At 50.4% G+C, this 16,918-nt stretch carries 14 protein-coding genes; 6 read left to right on the forward strand and 8 right to left on the reverse strand.

The annotated features are described in order from the left end of the window. Positions 1-58 precede the first annotated feature (58 nt). Both ACS5NO_RS24755 and rbfA read right to left on the reverse strand, forming a co-directional pair. Positions 59-1,288 (reverse strand): FtsX-like permease family protein, encoded by a 1,230-nt coding sequence (locus tag ACS5NO_RS24755; RefSeq protein ID WP_114405907.1) that lies wholly within the window; start codon positions 1,286-1,288, stop codon positions 59-61. A gap of 15 nt (positions 1,289-1,303) precedes the next feature. After that, positions 1,304-1,681 carry a 30S ribosome-binding factor RbfA gene (gene rbfA / locus ACS5NO_RS24760; protein ID WP_114405908.1) on the reverse strand — a complete coding sequence of 126 codons (378 nt, stop codon included), beginning with the start codon at positions 1,679-1,681 and terminating at the stop codon, positions 1,304-1,306. A gap of 200 nt (positions 1,682-1,881) precedes the next feature. Here rbfA and ACS5NO_RS24765 point away from each other — a divergent pair, with 200 nt between their 5' ends. Next, positions 1,882-3,309 carry a hypothetical protein gene (locus tag ACS5NO_RS24765; protein WP_439417614.1) on the forward strand — a complete coding sequence of 476 codons (1,428 nt, stop codon included), beginning with the start codon at positions 1,882-1,884 and terminating at the stop codon, positions 3,307-3,309. Here the strand turns inward: ACS5NO_RS24765 and rpiB are convergent. Continuing rightward, positions 3,299-3,733, reverse strand: a complete 435-nt coding sequence (gene rpiB / locus ACS5NO_RS24770; protein WP_439417615.1) for a ribose 5-phosphate isomerase B — start codon at positions 3,731-3,733, stop codon at positions 3,299-3,301. The two genes, ACS5NO_RS24765 and rpiB, sit on opposite strands and share 11 nt — an antisense overlap. Positions 3,734-4,082: 349 nt before the next feature. Between rpiB and ACS5NO_RS24775 the strand changes: the two genes are divergently transcribed. Next, positions 4,083-4,880, forward strand: a complete 798-nt coding sequence (locus ACS5NO_RS24775; RefSeq protein WP_114405912.1) for an LOG family protein — start codon at positions 4,083-4,085, stop codon at positions 4,878-4,880. A gap of 135 nt (positions 4,881-5,015) precedes the next feature. Here the strand turns inward: ACS5NO_RS24775 and ACS5NO_RS24780 are convergent, their stop codons facing one another. Then, positions 5,016-6,011 (reverse strand): ComEA family DNA-binding protein, encoded by a 996-nt coding sequence (locus tag ACS5NO_RS24780; RefSeq protein ID WP_439417616.1) that lies wholly within the window; start codon positions 6,009-6,011, stop codon positions 5,016-5,018. A gap of 195 nt (positions 6,012-6,206) precedes the next feature. Here ACS5NO_RS24780 and ACS5NO_RS24785 point away from each other — a divergent pair, with 195 nt between their 5' ends. Both ACS5NO_RS24785 and ACS5NO_RS24790 read left to right on the forward strand, forming a co-directional pair. Then, entirely contained in the window at positions 6,207-7,088 is an 882-nt protein-coding gene (locus ACS5NO_RS24785; RefSeq protein ID WP_439417617.1) for a DnaJ C-terminal domain-containing protein, read from the forward strand. Positions 7,089-7,099: 11 nt separating this feature from the next. Beyond that, positions 7,100-7,399: a chaperone modulator CbpM gene (locus ACS5NO_RS24790; protein ID WP_439417618.1), complete on the forward strand. Its 300-nt coding sequence runs from the start codon at positions 7,100-7,102 to the stop codon at positions 7,397-7,399. Positions 7,400-7,410: 11 nt separating this feature from the next. Here the strand turns inward: ACS5NO_RS24790 and ACS5NO_RS24795 are convergent, their stop codons facing one another. Together ACS5NO_RS24795 and ACS5NO_RS24800 are read right to left on the reverse strand one after the other, a co-directional pair. Further along, positions 7,411-7,866, reverse strand: coding sequence for a hypothetical protein (locus tag ACS5NO_RS24795; RefSeq protein ID WP_439417619.1), 456 nt, complete (start codon positions 7,864-7,866; stop codon positions 7,411-7,413). Then, a complete protein-coding gene (locus ACS5NO_RS24800) occupies positions 7,863-9,215 on the reverse strand; it encodes a DUF3696 domain-containing protein (RefSeq protein ID WP_439417620.1) in 1,353 nt (450 codons plus the stop codon). The genes ACS5NO_RS24795 and ACS5NO_RS24800 overlap by 4 nt, the downstream gene beginning before the upstream one ends. An 82-nt stretch (positions 9,216-9,297) precedes the next feature. Between ACS5NO_RS24800 and ACS5NO_RS24805 the strand changes: the two genes are divergently transcribed. Together ACS5NO_RS24805 and ACS5NO_RS24810 are read left to right on the forward strand one after the other, a co-directional pair. Then, the gene (locus ACS5NO_RS24805) at positions 9,298-10,797 is read left to right on the forward strand and encodes a glycine--tRNA ligase (RefSeq protein ID WP_150875691.1); all 1,500 of its coding nucleotides are present in this window, start codon (positions 9,298-9,300) and stop codon (positions 10,795-10,797) included. Positions 10,798-10,873: 76 nt separating this feature from the next. Continuing rightward, positions 10,874-11,311 (forward strand): SRPBCC family protein, encoded by a 438-nt coding sequence (locus tag ACS5NO_RS24810; protein ID WP_439417621.1) that lies wholly within the window; start codon positions 10,874-10,876, stop codon positions 11,309-11,311. A 179-nt stretch (positions 11,312-11,490) separates the two neighbouring features. Here the strand turns inward: ACS5NO_RS24810 and ACS5NO_RS24815 are convergent, their stop codons facing one another. Together ACS5NO_RS24815 and ACS5NO_RS24820 are read right to left on the reverse strand one after the other, a co-directional pair. After that, positions 11,491-15,330 carry a cellulose binding domain-containing protein gene (locus ACS5NO_RS24815; RefSeq protein WP_439417622.1) on the reverse strand — a complete coding sequence of 1,280 codons (3,840 nt, stop codon included), beginning with the start codon at positions 15,328-15,330 and terminating at the stop codon, positions 11,491-11,493. Between the two features lie 130 nt (positions 15,331-15,460). Then, a complete protein-coding gene (locus tag ACS5NO_RS24820) occupies positions 15,461-16,870 on the reverse strand; it encodes a dicarboxylate/amino acid:cation symporter (RefSeq protein ID WP_439417623.1) in 1,410 nt (469 codons plus the stop codon). Positions 16,871-16,918 lie beyond the last annotated feature (48 nt).

Here is a 16,918-nt window from a genome sequence, read left to right on the forward strand (position 1 = left end):
TCACTTAGCCTTATCAAAACGGGAAAATTCGTTTTTTAGTAAAATCTTTTCCATTCCTCTACTGCACACTGTCAACGGCTTTGGAAACCGCAGCCGCTTTTTGAGCCGGAAACCAGGATACCACAATGGTCACAACAATCACGATCAAGGTCGTAAGAACCAGATCGTTCGCCTGAAGTTTCACCGGATACGCGTCGATGAGCGAACTCTCAATGCCCATCGATACGAAGCCAAACCGCTGCTGCAACAGACACAACGCAATCCCAATCACCAGGCCCACAACACCGCCAATACAAGCGACAATGGAACCTTCGAACAGAAAAATCCGCCGAACCAGCGAGGGCGAAGCACCCATCGCATACAGAATGGCCACATCATCTTTCTTTTCAATGGCCAGCATCGACAACGAGAAAAAGATATTGATCGATGCAATTAGCACCAGAAAACCCAGCGTTACGGTTACAAACAACTTCTCGACCCGAATGGCCCGAAACAGATCCGGGTTCAAATCATCCCGGTCTTTGATCACCACCGTTGATCCTAACTGCTGTTGTAAAGTCTTTTTCAACGACGCAATATCGGTTTCCGGCTTCACCTGCACTTCCAGCGAAGAGATCTGATTGGGCTGATAGCCAACCAGTTCCCGAACGACACTGAGCGGTGCCAACACGTAATCGTTAAAATTATCTTCAATATAAAATACACCCGAAACCAAAAAATTAGCCTGATTAAAGGCATCGGCCGACAAAACCGTGTAGGTCTTGCGGTTTTGCGGATACCAAAGTTCGAGGGGCGTCAGGATGTCTTCGGGTGAAATCAGCAACGCGTTTCGCACCCCCTCGGCTACCAGCGCGTAATCAACGCCGTTCTCCTGCAACCGCAGTTTTCCTTCCACCAAAGCCGTGTCCAGTTGTCGGCGTTGCAAATACGAATTGTCGATTCCTTTCAGCTTGACCACCGTCTGCCCCTCGCGGTAACGCGCCAGCGCATTGTCTTCAATCACCTGCGTGATGAGCAAGACCTCCCCGTTTTTCCGGATGTTCTGCAACATAGCGGGCGAAACCGTCAGGCGCTTTCCCTGCGCCGGTGCCACCGTCAAGTCCGCTTCGAACGTCTTGAAAATCATCCGGTTTAACTCCTCCATGCCGTTGAAAACTGACAGCACGACCACGAGTGCCATCGTGCCAACCCCCACGCCCAGCATCGATACCAGCGAAATCAAATTGATGAAACTACGCTTGCGTTTCGAGAAAAAATACCGGCGGGCAATCCAGAGGGGAAGGTTCATGGTGTGGTCCAAACGTTACTCTTCGTCTTCTTCCTCCGGTGCGGGCGGGATGTCGAGATTCGCGAAAATCGCGTCCATTTTGGCCGCATATTCGGCGGTATCATCCAGGTAAAAATGCAGTTCCGGCATAATCCGAAGCTGGTGGCGCACCCGGTCGGCAAGTTGCTGGCGAATGGCCTTGCCTTTTTCCTTGATCGATTCCAGCAGCAATTCTTTATTGGGCGTTACCAGAAAGCTCAGATACACCCGGGCAATGCTAAAATCGGGTGACACCCGTACGTTCGTCACGGTGATAAAGGCACCGTTGAACAGGTGTCGGCTATCGCGCTGAAAGATTTCACTCAGGTCTTTCTGCAACAGCCTTGATACTTTCTGTTGTCGTTTCGATTCCATACTCTTTTAAAATTAATGAATAATGAGGGGACCGCTCAATAGGAATCAGAAATCCTATTTCGTTATTCACTATTCATTATTCAGTGTTCATTATTCACTCAACACCCTGCAAATATCCGCCTTTTATTCGACTTCTTTCACCTGAAAGGTTTAATTTCGTCGTTCCATTTCGGGTTCCATACGGTAAACCAACTAGTCGCTTGTTAAGTTTTTTTCGGGTTAACGCCACCCTTCAGATCGTCAGTCTGTTGCTTTTGCTGGTTCTGATTCGTCTGCCGTTTCTGCTGTCGGCTCCTCCGCTGCTCATTCCAGAACTGAACTGGATGCTGGTGGGGGAACAGATGAACAACGGCAATCTGCTGTATCGCGACATCTGGGACAGCCTTAGTCCGCTATCGGCGCTGGTCTATTGGCTTCTGGACCTTACCTTCGGGCGGTCGCTCCTGGCTTATCACGTAGCCGGGACGGCGGTGGCGGCTTTTCAGGTTTTTTACTTCAACTGGATGATGAACGCCCGGGATATCTACCCGGATCGCAACTGGATTCCCGGCCTGATCTACGCCCTGTTCCTGAACATGTCGTTCGATTGCAGTACCCTGTCACCGGTTTTGCTTTCCACCACCTTTCTGTTGCTGGCCTTCGGAACCATTATTAAACAGATGGACCGGCGGGGTGCCACCGATGAAGTGTTTGAAGTCGGTTTTTACATCAGTCTGGCCGCCCTGTTTTACCTGCCTTCTGCCCTGTTCATTCTCTGGGCGCTGATGGCGTTGCTGCTGTTTACCGGGGCAAGTTTCCGGCAACATTCGCTGCTGATTTTCGGTTTTGCTTTCCCGATTTTGCTGACGGTTTTGTACTATTACCTGGCCGACAGCCTCACCGACCTGAACCGCAATCTGTTGTCGTCGGTTTTTCGGGTCCGGCAATATGACCTGACCGACTTCCAGACGTTGCTGGCGTCGATGTTTCTGCCCTTTGCGATGGGGACCCTGGGGTTGCTGAGTCTGTTCCGGCAAACGACCCGGTATGTCAACTTCCAGCAACGGTGTCAGCAAATCATGATGATCTGGGCGGTCACAGCCATAGTCTCGGTGGCGCTGATGCCTTTTCTGGCACCGATGCTGTTCATCAGCTTTGTGCCAGCCCTGGCCTTTTTTGCTTCGTATTATTTTCAGGGCATCCGCCGGGAGTGGATGGCCGAACTGATTTTTCTGGGCGTCTTTGTCTTTACGCTGCTCATCCTCTACCAAGGTGCCCTGGGACTGGTTCCGAGATGGGAGTTAGGACGACTCAGTGCGTTACAGGTCAAAACCTCGCCCATCGACCGGCACATTCAACAGCAGCGGATTCTGGTCATTGGCGAAGACATCAGTGCCTACCGGAATAACCAGGCCGCTACGCCGTATCTCAACTGGGATCTGGCCAAATACGATCTTCGCAATCTGGACAATTACGAAAGCGTGATCAGCGTTTACGACCATTTCCGCAAAGACCCGCCGAGTTATATCATCGACAAAGAAAGCGTCATCAAAAAACTCTTCCAGCGCGCGCCTTCTCTGTCCACGATGTATGAAAAAACCGAATTGGAAGGCGTTTACCGACGAAAAGAGGAAGCCATCAACAACTGATCTTGCCCACGCGCGTCTGGTGACGCCCGCCTTCAAATTCCGTTTTCAGAAACACTTTCACACATTCCAGGGCTTCTTCGGTTGAAATGTAGCGCTCCGGCAGGCACAGAATGTTGGCGTTGTTGTGCTGACGGGCCAGTGCCGCCAGTTCAGGTTTCCAGCACAAAGCCGCCCGAATGCCCTGGTGTTTGTTGGCCGTAATGGCCACCCCGTTGCCGCTACCACAGACCAGAATTCCCCAGTCAAATTGATGGGCTTCAACCGCCGATGCAACCGGATGCGCAAAATCCGGATAATCGGCAGAAGTTTCCGTGTAGGTACCAAAGTCTTTCGTCGGATAGCCTTCTTTTTCCAGCCAGGCTACAATTTCCTGTTTATAGGCAAAGCCGGCATGATCGGCACCAACAGCAATGGAGGGTTTCATGGGATTTTCTTGAACAAATGAAACTAAAAATACGATATTACGTTATTATGTTCCGGTTCTGCGCTGAGAGGCTGCCGAACCGGCGTGACAGCCGGGTTTTAAGCCCCGGTGCTGTCAAAATTTTGGACAAAGTAAGCGATCAAAAACGCATCATCAACGCAATTCACACTGGAAATTTTACAAACGCTGGCAAAAGTAACGCCGGTTATTCCGCCCAGTTTGTTTGTAAACAGACCCACCACCGGAGAAACAGGTGCTTGAACGACTCAGGAATGGAAGACCGGTTTTGCAACCGACCCTCCATCAAATCCTGATCCACAGCCTTCCCTCTCCTAAATCCTGAAAGAACATGGACGCAGAAAAAACAGTACAACGATCAGAAGCTCAGAACGTTTCCCAAATACAGAAAGACCTTAACAAACGCGACGAATTACTGCTCACCCCCGACGAGCAACGGATCAAAGAAGCCTTTCAGGATCGAAACTGGAACGAAATAAAAATTGCCGACTCCTGGGTCATTTTCAAAGTCATGGCCGAGTTCGTCGAAGGCTTCGACAAATTGGCCAAGATTGGGCCGTGTGTGTCCATCTTCGGATCGGCGCGGACCAAACCGGACAATCCGTATTACCAGATCGCTGAGGAAATTGCGGCTAAACTCGTGAAGCACGGCTACGGCGTCATCACCGGCGGTGGACCCGGTATCATGGAAGCGGGGAACAAAGGTGCCTTCGAACAAGGCGGTAAATCGGTCGGTCTGAACATTCAGCTCCCGTTCGAACAGGAAAGCAACATCTATATCGATCCGGACAAAAACATCAATTTCGACTTTTTCTTTGTTCGAAAAGTGATGTTCGTCAAATACGCCCAAGGATTTATTGCCCTGCCGGGCGGTTTTGGTACGCTGGACGAACTGTTCGAATCGCTGACGCTGATTCAGACGAAAAAAATTGCGCGCTTCCCAATCGTTCTGGTTGGCCGGACGTTCTGGCAGGGGCTGGTCGACTGGATCGAAGAAACGATGCTGGAGAAAGAAAATAACATCAGTCCCGGCGATATGAAACTGATTTCGCTGGTCGATACGCCGGAAGAAGCCGTCAAAGCCATCGATGATTTCTACATGAAGTATCTGCTGAAACCGAACTTTTAAGGTTATTTTCACGAACTCCCCAAACCTGTTAGGTCTTCAAGACCTAACAGGTTTTTTTTGAATACGTCATTGGTTTATTGCCCAAACTTCGAGTCCAGCAAACCTGTTAGGTCTTCAAGACCTAACAGGTTTGGGTCAGAACACCAGATACGGCGTTAGTTTTTCAATCGTTTTGGCGTCGAGAATACGGATGTTGCGGAGGGATTCGGGCGAGGTGTACGGCCCGTGTTGCGTGCGGTAATTGACAATGATTTCAGCTTGCCGTTTCGAGAGATAAACGTGTCGATCCAGTTCTTCGGCGGTGGCGGTATTGATCGCCAGCTTTTTAACCGGCGTTTGAACCTGACCGTATTTATTTAATTCTTTGAGGGCCAGCGAGTCCAACCCAAACACCTCCGCATATTGCTCCGGTGAAATAAAACCGCCCAGTGCATCCCGAAATTTTATGATCCTACCCGCCAGTTTGGAGCCAATGCCCCGGAGTTTTTTCAGTTCGGTCGTGTCGGCGGTGTTGATGTCGAAGGGTTGCACCACGGGTTTGCTGTAGCGTTCGGCAGCATACACCGGTTTATGGGGCGTGTACGGTTTCTCTGCATTCAGGTCGTTATTGGCAAACTGTTCCCGGTATTTCTGCGACGGTTTTTCATTCTCTTTTACTGCATTCAGCCGGATATATGGTTCCAGTTCTCCATAGAGTTCCGGCGGGAAATCGTAAATTTTCAGCAAGTCTTCCTTTTTCCGAAACTGACCGCCTTTGGAACGGTAGCGAACGATGCGGTCGGCCAGCCAGCGCGGAGCCCCCAAGCGTTGCCAGCTTTCGACATCGACGGTGTTGGGGTCGAACGCAAACCGTTCGGCTTTTGTGGTTTTTACGTCGGGCTCGTAGCGCCCCGGCCTCGTTTCTCGTCGTTCATCAACTTCACGGTTATCAACTTCCAGCAAAGCCACCAGACTGTCGAGCTGTCGTTTATCAGACGCGGATGTGTCGGGAATCGAATCGGGAACCCACAGGCGGTAGGCAAGCGGCAGCAGCAACAGGAAGCCGGTGAGTGTCAGCAAGGCTAACATACCCCGCGCTTCCTGCTGGGATACTCCAAAATAGTCGCGGAGTATGGCTACTGCCCTCTTCATAAACAGGTTCCGGGATGGGTGGATAACTTGGTGTCACGGAGGATATTCCCGGAACCTGTTTATTAGACGGCGGGAAATTGAAAAGTAACGGAATCCTTCAAAAAAGAAATTGCTTTTCAGGACAGATCCTTCGTACATTCAACGACTAATTCTTTCAAAGAATGGTTCTCAGGGAGTACGTTTGTTTACACCGCTATGGCATTTATTGATTATTACCAAACACTCGGCATCGAGAAGGGCGCATCGGAGGAGGCTATTAAAAAGGCTTACCGGAAACTGGCCCGAAAATACCATCCGGATCTCAACCCCAACGACAAGGAAGCCAACACCAAATTCCAGCAAATCAACGAAGCCAATGAGGTGTTGAGCGATCCGGAGAAACGGAAGAAATACGATCAATACGGGGAAGACTGGAAGCATGCCGAGCAGTTTGAACAGGCCCGGCAGTCACAGCAACGGAGCAATCCGGGTGGGCAGCGGACTTCCGGTGAATCTTTTTCCGGGGGCGATTTCTCCGAGTTTTTCGAATCGTTTTTTGGCGAACAGCCCCGCAGCGGTCGGCAGGCCCAGTTTCGGGGGCAGGACTATACTGCCGAGCTGCACGTCAGTTTGCGGGAAGCCTACCAGACCCACCAGCACACACTCACGGTGAACGGAAAAAACATCCGCATCACCGTTCCGGCCGGTATTGCCAACGGACAGGTTATCAAGCTCAAAGGCCAGGGCGGGCCGGGGGCCAACGGCGGCCCGGCGGGAGATCTGTACATTACGTTCGTCATCGCCGACGATCCGGTTTTCAAACGCCTGAACGACGACCTGTATATGACCGTTGACCTGGACTTGTATACGGCGGTTTTGGGCGGTGAACTCACCATCGAGACACTGAGCGGCAAAGTAAAACTGAAAGTGAGTCCCGAAACGCAGAACGGAACCAAAGTGCGATTGAAAGGAAAAGGCTTCCCGGTTTATAAACAGGACGGCCAGTTTGGCGATTTATACGTTACGTATTCCGTCAAAATTCCGACCGGTTTGACGGACAAACAAAAAGAATTATTCAAGGAAATTTCTCAATTGTAATTGCTTGTGTTATGCAACCGGAAGATGTGATTCTTGTTGAAGACTACTGTCTAAATTATGCGATTGAAGAAACGTTTGTGTTCTCACTGGAAGAATACGGCCTGGTCGAGCTGGTCGTTGCGAACGACCGGAAGTGGATTCCCCTCCATCAATTGCAGGTGATCGAAAAATTCAGCCACTTTTATTACGAACTGGACATCAATGTCGACGGGATCGATGCAATCAGTCATCTGCTCCGAAAAGTAGAAATGATGCAGGAAGAGATTCGGACGCTGAAAAGCCGGTTGAGTATGTATGAGGCTGGGGAATGAACGGCATTCCCTCAAATCAGGTAATTTTCGTAATCTATTTCTTCAGGGCGAGATACAGCCTGCGGTTTAATGCCTTCATGATTGGCATGATTGTTAACATCATTCCGCAAGGCCACATCAATTATAACCGCAATTTTTCGGTGAGATAACAGAATGGTCTTTAAATGCCAGCGGTCTTCGGCATTGCAGGTTAACCTTCTTTCAGTAACTTTCGTAAAGCGAAGGTTTTCCATTTGTTCGTTTGATATGAACACAAGCCGTTCGTCTTTTGTCAAACGGCTGATGATAGTCAGGATACTTTGCCCCCAATTCCCCCGATTGCTGCTGAGGTATTCCTTCAAAAGTTTTTGGGATAGCACCAAATGACCTTTTTCAAATAACCATTCGACCAGTTTTTTGTAGTGAGGATCAAGCGGATTCTTGAAGTTTTTCGCGACATTATTGTCAATAAAAATATCATTTTTCATTTTACCGCATTCAAAGCAATATCCATCACATCCATTTCGTAGGTTTCAAAAAAACCGTCCGGTGCATTTTTGACAGCTCCGCTTGTAGTAAATTCTACATCATGAACGGTACTTTTTATGCCATCATTTTCGAAATAATAAACTTTGACATCTTCCGGCTTTAATTCTCCAGTAACGAGTAGTAATCGAATGCGGTTTAGTAAATATTCGCTATGAGTTTCAATAATATATTGTTTCCCTGATTTTTTGATTTGATTAGAAAGATAATTTCCGAAAATGGCCTGAATCTTTGGGTGAAGATGAATTTCAGGTTGAGAAATAGCAAGGCATGAATTAGAATCCATTTGTAAATCAGCTACTATAATCGGCAAAAATTGACTAATACCAAAGCCTACATCTGTCAATGCTGCAATTTTCCCTTTCGAATGTGGTTTTACCCCTAATTCAAATCTTCCACCAGCAAATTTCGTCGCCCTAATTTCATTTAATAATTGCATCTCATTTATGAATCCCAATAACTCATTAAATTTTTCTGTATTCCCCTCCTCCCATTCAATAATTTGATCAATATAACTTTCACCTGATGTCCCAATTTTTTCACTTTTTGTCTTCTGATAATATGTCCGCTCAGGAGGTTTTCTGAATGATCCTATATAATTAAATTCTTCTTCAACAGTATTAAATAATTCTGTTGTTTCGTTAAATATATCAAAAATAGTCCAATTAGAAGAATCAGATAATATTTCAATAAATTTATCGATATCTATACTTAGTTTTAAATTTTTAAATGTAACATCCAAAATATAGAACGAAAGTGATGCTGCTTCACTTTTATGTATTATCTTAAAATCAACTTTCTCATTATCAATATAACCATTAAATATTTGAGGTTTATCATTAACAATTTCATTAGTGGTTACTCTTCCATTAAAAGTGAAAAAATATTCTTTCTTTATCTTCTTAATCTCAAACAAAATTCTTGGACTATAAATTTTTATTTCACTTAATTTAGGGAGATTATTTTTATTATTAATAACCCATGAAGTAAAAATTTTCAATTCATTATTTTCATCATTATATGACCTTATCGAAAATTTTGTCTCAATTTTAAACCTTTTCCTTTTACTTCCGTTAAATATCATTTCATCAAAGCTGCCCATGTTTATATAGTTCCCATTTGGAGAAATAAAAAATGGAAAAGATTTCGACTGAACAACTGCCAATAAACTATATATCAGCGAACTCTTCCCGCTACTGTTTGCACCCGTCAACAGCGTAATCGGCGCGAACTTCACGTCTAATTTTTCGAAGCACTTAAAGTTTTCCAGTGAAAGGGAATTGATCAGCACGGCCCGGGCGGTTTTGGTGTTCTACTCAAAAGTATAAAATTTTTGTCAGGCGACTGGTCTAAATCCGTATTTTTGCGCCACCATGGAAGACGCAAAACCGAAACAGGCACCCGCCACCTCTCTGCAAGACATTATTTCCCACGCCAAAGAATACGGCTTCGTGTTCCCGTCCAGCGAAATTTACGACGGGTTACAGGCGGTTTACGACTACGGTCAGAACGGCGTTGAACTGAAAAATAACCTCAAATCGGTGTGGTGGAAAGCCATGACGCAACTCAACGACAACGTCGTGGGCATCGATGCGTCCATTTTCATGCACCCGTTGACGTGGAAAGCGTCGGGCCACGTGGACTCCTTCAACGACCCGATGATCGACAACAAGGATTCCAAAAAACGCTACCGCGCCGACCAGTTGCTCGAACTGAAAGCTGAGGAATATGCCGCCAACGGCCAGCCTGAAAAAGGCCACGCCCTGCTGATGGAGATGGGCCGGTTACTGGGCGAAAACGACCTCGACGCCGTCCGCGAGCTGATCATCAGCGAAGGCATCGTCGATCCGATTTCTAAAACCGCCAACTGGACCGAAGTCCGGCAATTTAACCTGATGTTCTCGACGCAGGTGGGCTCCGTAGCCGAAGATTCCAGCCTGATTTACCTCCGTCCTGAAACCGCTCAGGGTATTTTTGTCAATTTCCTGAACGTGCAGAAAACCGGTCGGATGAAGATTCCGTTTGGGATTGCCCAGATCGGCAAAGCGTTTCGGAATGAGATCGTGGCCCGGCAGTTTACGTTCCGGATGCGCGAGTTCGAGCAAATGGAAATGCAGTTTTTCGTGCGGCCCGGCACCGAAATGGAATGGTACGAAAAATGGAAAGCCGCCCGGCTGAACTTCCACAAAGCCGTCGGTTTACCCGCTGAAAAACTCAAATTTCACGTTCACGAAAAGCTGGCCCACTACGCCAACGCTGCAGTCGACATCGAATACCAGTTTCCATTTGGCTTCCGCGAAATGGAAGGCATTCACTCCCGGACTGATTTTGACCTGAAAAGCCACCAAGAACTGAGCCGGAAAAAGCAGCAGTATTTCGACAACGATCTCGACGAAAACGGCAAACCGTTCGGTAATTACATTCCGTATGTAGTTGAAACGTCCGTCGGCGCCGACCGCCTGTTTCTGGCGGTTTTCTGCAATGCGTTTACGGAAGAAGTCGTTGGCGAAGGCGAAACCCAGAAAACCCGGACGTACCTGAAACTGCACCCGGCCCTGGCGCCGGTGAAAGCCGCCATCTTCCCGCTTGTTCGGAAAGACGGTTTGCCCGAAAAAGCGACGCAGATTCTCAAGCTCCTGCGCAGCGATTTCCGGGTCATTTACGAAGAACGCGACGCCATCGGCAAACGCTATACCCGCCAGGATCTGATCGGAACACCGTTCTGCATCGCCGTTGATTACCAGACGCTGGAAGACGATACCGTCACGATTCGACACCGCGACACGACCGAGCAAATCCGGATGCCCATCAGCGAACTGAAGCAGCACATCGGACAGGCGGTTTCGATGGAGCGGATTCTGGAACAACTCTAGTTAAACGTACCCACGGACTTTCGTCCGTGTTTTTACCATTATCTTAAAGAACACGGACGAAAGTCCGTGGGTACGCATGAAAATCTCTATTTCCACCTTCGTTCAGCAGGAATACCGACGCGTGTGGGCGGGCTTCACCCGGCAGTTGTTCTACCAGCTTAGTCCTCCGTTTCCGCCCGTCGATGTCGTTCGGTTTGATGGCTGTCTGAAAGGGGATACCGTGCATTTGCGGCTCAATTTTCTGCTTTTCAAACAGGACTGGATCAGTTTGATCATCGAGCAGCAGGAAACCGATCAGGAGATTTTTTTTATCGACAAAGGCACCAAACTGCCGTTTTTCCTCTCCTACTGGCACCACAAACACCGCATCATTCGGGATGGCAACCACACCCACATTGCCGACGAAATCACCTTCCGAACGCCCACGTTGTTGACGGATTTTCTGCTTTACCCGGTTTTTTACGGTTTGTTTGCCTATCGGGGACCGGTTTATAAACGTATTTTCAAACCCTGAAAGCGCCGGGCCGTCGTAACGGCCAAGTTCCCTGTCAGCGGTTGGAAAAATTTGAGTTTAAAATAGAATTCCAGATCAATGGATTCTTAAAAAGAAAACTCCTGACATCAGCACGGCGCTTTGTCAGGAGTTTTTTGGTGTGACGGTCGTTCAACCGCTGACAGGGCCTAAGGCCGCTGTCAGGGTTTCACTATTTTGATCAAGCGAGACTGTTGCCCGGCCTGGGCGCGTAGCAAGTAGAGACCAGCCGCCTGGTGACGAACGGTCATCGTCTGGCGTTGCCGCTGGCCCGTTGCCGGAATCGCATGTTGCAAAACCGCACGACCTTGTAGATCCGTTAGTTGAAAACGAACCTCCTCGCCTGCCGGTGCTGAAAACTCTACGTCAAAGACGTCCGAAACCGGGTTGGACAACACACGAACGTGCAGCCCTTCGCTCGTTACATAGGTTGATAACCGCGCTCCGGACGCAGCCGCTGGCTCAATTCCATACACCAGATTGCCCTGGTAATAAACCGTTATGCGGTCATTTTCGGAGAAAGGCGCGGCCGCTTTGTACGAGTAATCGTCCGTTTCCACGAAATTTGACCAGTTGGCTTTCGAAATCCGGTACTGAATGTTCCCCGTATTGCTGAGAGGATACAAGGTGCCAGCCGCTGGATTCACCTTCAGTTCCAGGTAGGTTTCGGCACCCGTCCGCACGGGATCGACCGGAACGAATTGGCCCGTCACGTTGGCATTACCGAGTTTGGCGTAGTCGATGAAGTAATTCAGACTGGCGGTTCCTTCGGGCGTAAACCAGTAGCGCACCGTTAGGTCACCATACGCCAGCGGCACATTGCCTTCGTTGTTGACTTTCAGATAGGTGCTGATCGAATTGGAGTTGGGCCGATTGTTTTTGTTCTCCGAAAGCACCTTCAGTTTGATTAAAGCCGGATCGATGGGCGGTTCTTCCCCCCACACCAGCGTGCCGTTGCGATACACCGTTATGCGATCGGTGAGCGCGTAGCTGGTGTTGGTTCGATAGGAATAATCATCGGTTTCGCTCAGATCCGCCCAGTCTTTGTTCGCAATCCGGGTTTGAATCGGGCCGGACGTACCGCCTACGGCCAGACTACCCGCCGAGGGATCAAAACCGTATTCCACGTATCCGTTGGCCCCGTTCCGGGCGGGTGCATCCTGCCGGACATAGGTCATTTTCACTTTGTTATTCCCCAACTGCGCGTAGTCGATGAACGTGTTGATGCCCGCGTAATTTTCCGCCGTAAACCAGTAGCGAACCGTCAATTCAGCGTACGGCACAGCCGTCGTTCCCTCATTGACCAGTTTCAGATACGGTTTGATCTGGTTGTTGGTAGCCTGTCCGTTTCCGTTATCGCCGTTCTGGTATTGAACTTTCACCTGCGTCAACTGCGACAGATCGAAACGCGCCAGCACCGGAACGTGGTCGGAGGTCGTGTTACCATAGTCAGGAATTGTCAGATACGGTGTTCCAACGCCCGCCGAACCGGCGAGGTAAGCCGGTGCTAACTCATTGGAAACCATGATGTGATCGATCACGTTGTCTTCCGTCAGGTACGTCCGAAAACCGTTGTCACTCAGCACCTGGGTCACGCCCGTATATCCAGCAACATCGTCGGTAAACGGTTTGTAGGTCGTTTCGGTCGTGGCTACATCGGCCACGGTCCGGTCGAGGTCGTCGTTGAAGTCTCCCGCCAGAATCAGCAGATCGTTTGGATACTGTGCTTTGAGCGTATCATACAACACCTGGACATCGTATTTCCGACGGTTATACGCCACCAGCGCATTGGCACCGCCTTCGTTGGCTTTGGCGTGAAGACCAATCACGTTGACCTGCTTGCTCACCCCGGCCACCGTCACGTTGAATTTCCACACATACGGATACCGCCCGGATGCCCAAAAATTGTCAACGGCGGTCGGATAACCCGTGAGATTTTCTACTTTTTCCATCAACGGTTTTTGAGAAAGCAGCGTTGCCACATCCGGTTTATACAAAATACAAACCCGTTGCGTGTTGGCGGGTAAGGTGCCCGTCGGTGTCGCCGGATTGGCCGGAATTTCGTGGCCCGGATTGTTGGAAACAAAAGGCGAGCAATTTCCCTGATACCCCGGCATGCCCGCCAGCAAACTGGCAATGGCATTGTCCGACGAGATTTCTTCCAGAACAATGATGTCCGATTGCAGACTGTTCAGGACCGAAATGGCATTGGTCACCTGCTGCGCTTCGTTTGTCGGGCCGTTGCCGGTGCTTCCCAGCCATTCGATGTTCCAGGCTGCTACGTCGAGCGTCTGACTCCGGGCCATAGCGCCCCCCGCCGGTGCATAGAGCGCGGAACCCGGTATGTCCTGTGTCGAGCGCGGCAGCAATTGCGTGAGGGTATTGAATCGACCGACCACGCCGGTGATAGCCGCCGGATTGGGCGGGTTGGTATTGCCAGGAATGTTCGTCCCCCGGTTGATTCGCACTTCCTGCGTGCCACTGCCATCCTGTAACCGGAAATTGGCATCCGGAGTCAGCACAAAAACCGGGTTGGGCGACGCCACGATCGTATTCGGGCGAATGACGGCGGCATTCACCGTCACCAGTTGCCCTTCAAAATCAGGCAGTTGAGTTGTCGTAACTACCCTGGGAGCCAGCGGCCCCTGTGAACCGAAGCTGGTGAACGTAACTGCGCCCGAAACTTGCTTGTTGCTGTTGAAGGCGCCAATCGTTCCGCCCGTAATCTGAACCGAGTCGCCAATCTGAACGCTGCTGCGGAAAGCCGCATTGAAAATCGCAATCCCGCCCGTCGGGTCCTGAATATAAGCCACGTCGTTGAACTGGTTGCTGACCGTCACCCGGCCCGCAATTTTTCCGCCCGGCAATGCGGAGATTGGCGTATTCACCGGCTGGCTGCGCGCCAGGGCGATGCTGGCGATGGTATTGGGATCATACACCGTTCCGCTGACAGTTACATCGAACGACACCGAACCGCTGACGTTGGTAACGGTTCCACCCGGTGTTCCCTGAGCGGCTCCGGTCAGCCGGACGTTGATCGGGGTGGCGGCCACACTGCTGTTCGAGAACGGCAAGGTCAGGGAAGAAGTGTACGAACTGCCCGTACTGATTTCAAAACCGGCGGGTGCCGTGATCAGCACATCAGCGGTCAGGTTTGTCCCGGAAATCGTGTAGGATTTGGGGGTTGAAGCGGTTCCTTCCGAGGTGGTAAAACCGGATAATGCAGGAGGGTTTACCGAAAGAACCGGCGTTGGCGTCCCTCCACCTTCGATGGTCGCCGTAATGCTCAGGTCGTCGATGGCCAACCCATGATCCGAACCGGTGTGGTCGGGGTCATACCACCGCAGCATGATTTCACTACCCGGTGCGATTGATAAACCGGTAATTGTGAAGCTTTTGGCCTGGCGGTTGGCATTGCCGTCGATCGCTCCCGCCGTACCGCCCGAAACGGTATTGGAGAAGTTTAATTCCGGAACGGCGGTGTAATTGGTCGGAACCGCCCCGCCCGCCGGACTGGTGGTTTCAACGGCGGAGGTCGAAATCAAATACGAAAACTGAACGACCTGTGGATCAACGGCGGCACTGTTGCGCCACTGCTCTCCGTTGTAATTTACGGTCAGCGCGGTAATCGTCGTACCGGTTTCGTTTTTCAGGCGGTATCCGTACGTGAAATTTCCGGCGGCCGCATTACCGGAACCAACGGAGCCCAAGGCCCGGTCGGCACCCGTTCCGAAACTGTTCAGCGCCCCGGCATTGGAACTTCCGGTGCCGGCCACGATGGTGGTGCCGGTGCCGGTTCGTTCACCATATACACCGGGAATGGTGCTGTTCTGGGTAAAAACCGGCGAACCGCTGGCGGGCAGGGCATCCAGATTTTCGGTTCGGGTCAGGTTACCAACCGTGAAGGAAACCTGGGCGAAGCTGTTTGCCTGTACGGCAAACAGCAACAAAATGAGGACTAAAAAGCCCTTGATGAAGTGTCGTAAAAGTGGATGAAGCATACGGATAGCGTTGTTTATTACAAAACTATGACGCCATGCCAATATCCAATGTTACCTCTTTATTAATTCTGAAAACTTATTATTAAATCGCCCCATTCAGCACTATAGGAGCTTTTTTTGCCATTTTCCGCTATACTTTCCCTTCGATTTCCAATGCTTCGTCTTCGGCCTCGATGGTCGAACCGTTTTCATCAAACTCCCCTTCCCAGCGGGCAATCACCACCGTGGCCAGGCAGTTTCCGATCACATTGACCGACGTCCGGGCCATGTCCATTAATTCGTCGATACCGAGGATGATAAAAACCGGTTCCACCGGCAGACCAAACGAAGCCAGCGTTCCGAGCAGGATGACGAGCGTGGCCCGCGGCACCCCCGCGACGCCCTTGCTGGTCAGCATCAACGTGAAAACCATCAGCAATTGCTGGCTGAACGACATTTCGATCCCGGCGGCCTGGGCCACAAACACCGACGCCAGCGAGAGGTAAAGCGTGGAGCCATCCAGATTGAAGCTGTAACCCGTCGGCATCACGAAGGCCACAATTTTGCGGGGTACGCCCAGACGCGTCATGGCTTCCATGGCTTTCGGCAAGGCGGCTTCCGAACTGGTGGTGGCAAAGGCAATCGAAACCGGCTCGACCAGCGCCTGAATGAATTTTTTGATGGGCACTTTGGCAATCAGCGCCACCGGAAACAGCACCAGCAGCAGGAACGCCAGCAGGGCCAGATAGAGCGTTGCCAGCAATTGGAAGAGGTTCACCAGAATGCCCAGCCCCATGTGACCGACGGTGTAGGCGATGGCCGCACCCACTCCGATGGGGGCAAAGTACATGATGATGGAGGTGAATTTGAACATCACTTCTGACAGGCTCTCGGCAAATTTCAGGACCGGGCGACGGTAATGTTCTTTCGTAACGGCGAGCGCAATGGCAAACAATACGCTAAAAACAACGATCTGGAGCACTTCGCCGTTGGCGATGGATTTGGCGATGTTTTCGGGGAAAATATGCAGAACAACGTCTGAAATCGATTGTTTGGCCACGTCCGGCAGTTTTTCGCCACCGGCTACTTCCGGCAGGGTAATGCCAACACCGGCTTTGCTGATGTTGATAGCGGCCAGACCGATAAAGAGGGCGATGGTCGTCACCACCTCAAAATAGAGCAGCGATTTCCAGCCCATCCGGCCCACCTGCTTCAGATCGGAATGCCCCGCGATACCGACCACCAGCGTACCGAACAGCAGCGGAGCAATGATCGTCTTGATCAGCCGCAGAAAAATCTGACTCAAAACCCGCAGACTGACAGCCGCTTCGGGAAAGTCGTTGCCGATTTCCGCTCCCACCACCATCGAGATCAAAATCCAGGCCGTCAGCGACTTCTTGCGAATACCGTAATATATCAACCCCACGATCGCCAGCCAACGTACCACCAGCAGCAGCGTTGTCGGAAGCGCAATCCAGTTCAGATCGGTCAGAACGGTCAGCACAGCCGCCAGGGTAAAAGGAATCAAGGTAATCAGGAGTAAAGATCGATTGTTCTGCATAGCCGGTTTTTACGGTAGAATCTATTTTGCTGCAAGTATCTTACATCA

This window comes from Larkinella fluvii (assembly GCF_051857545.1).
GTDB lineage: Bacteria > Bacteroidota > Bacteroidia > Cytophagales > Spirosomataceae > Larkinella.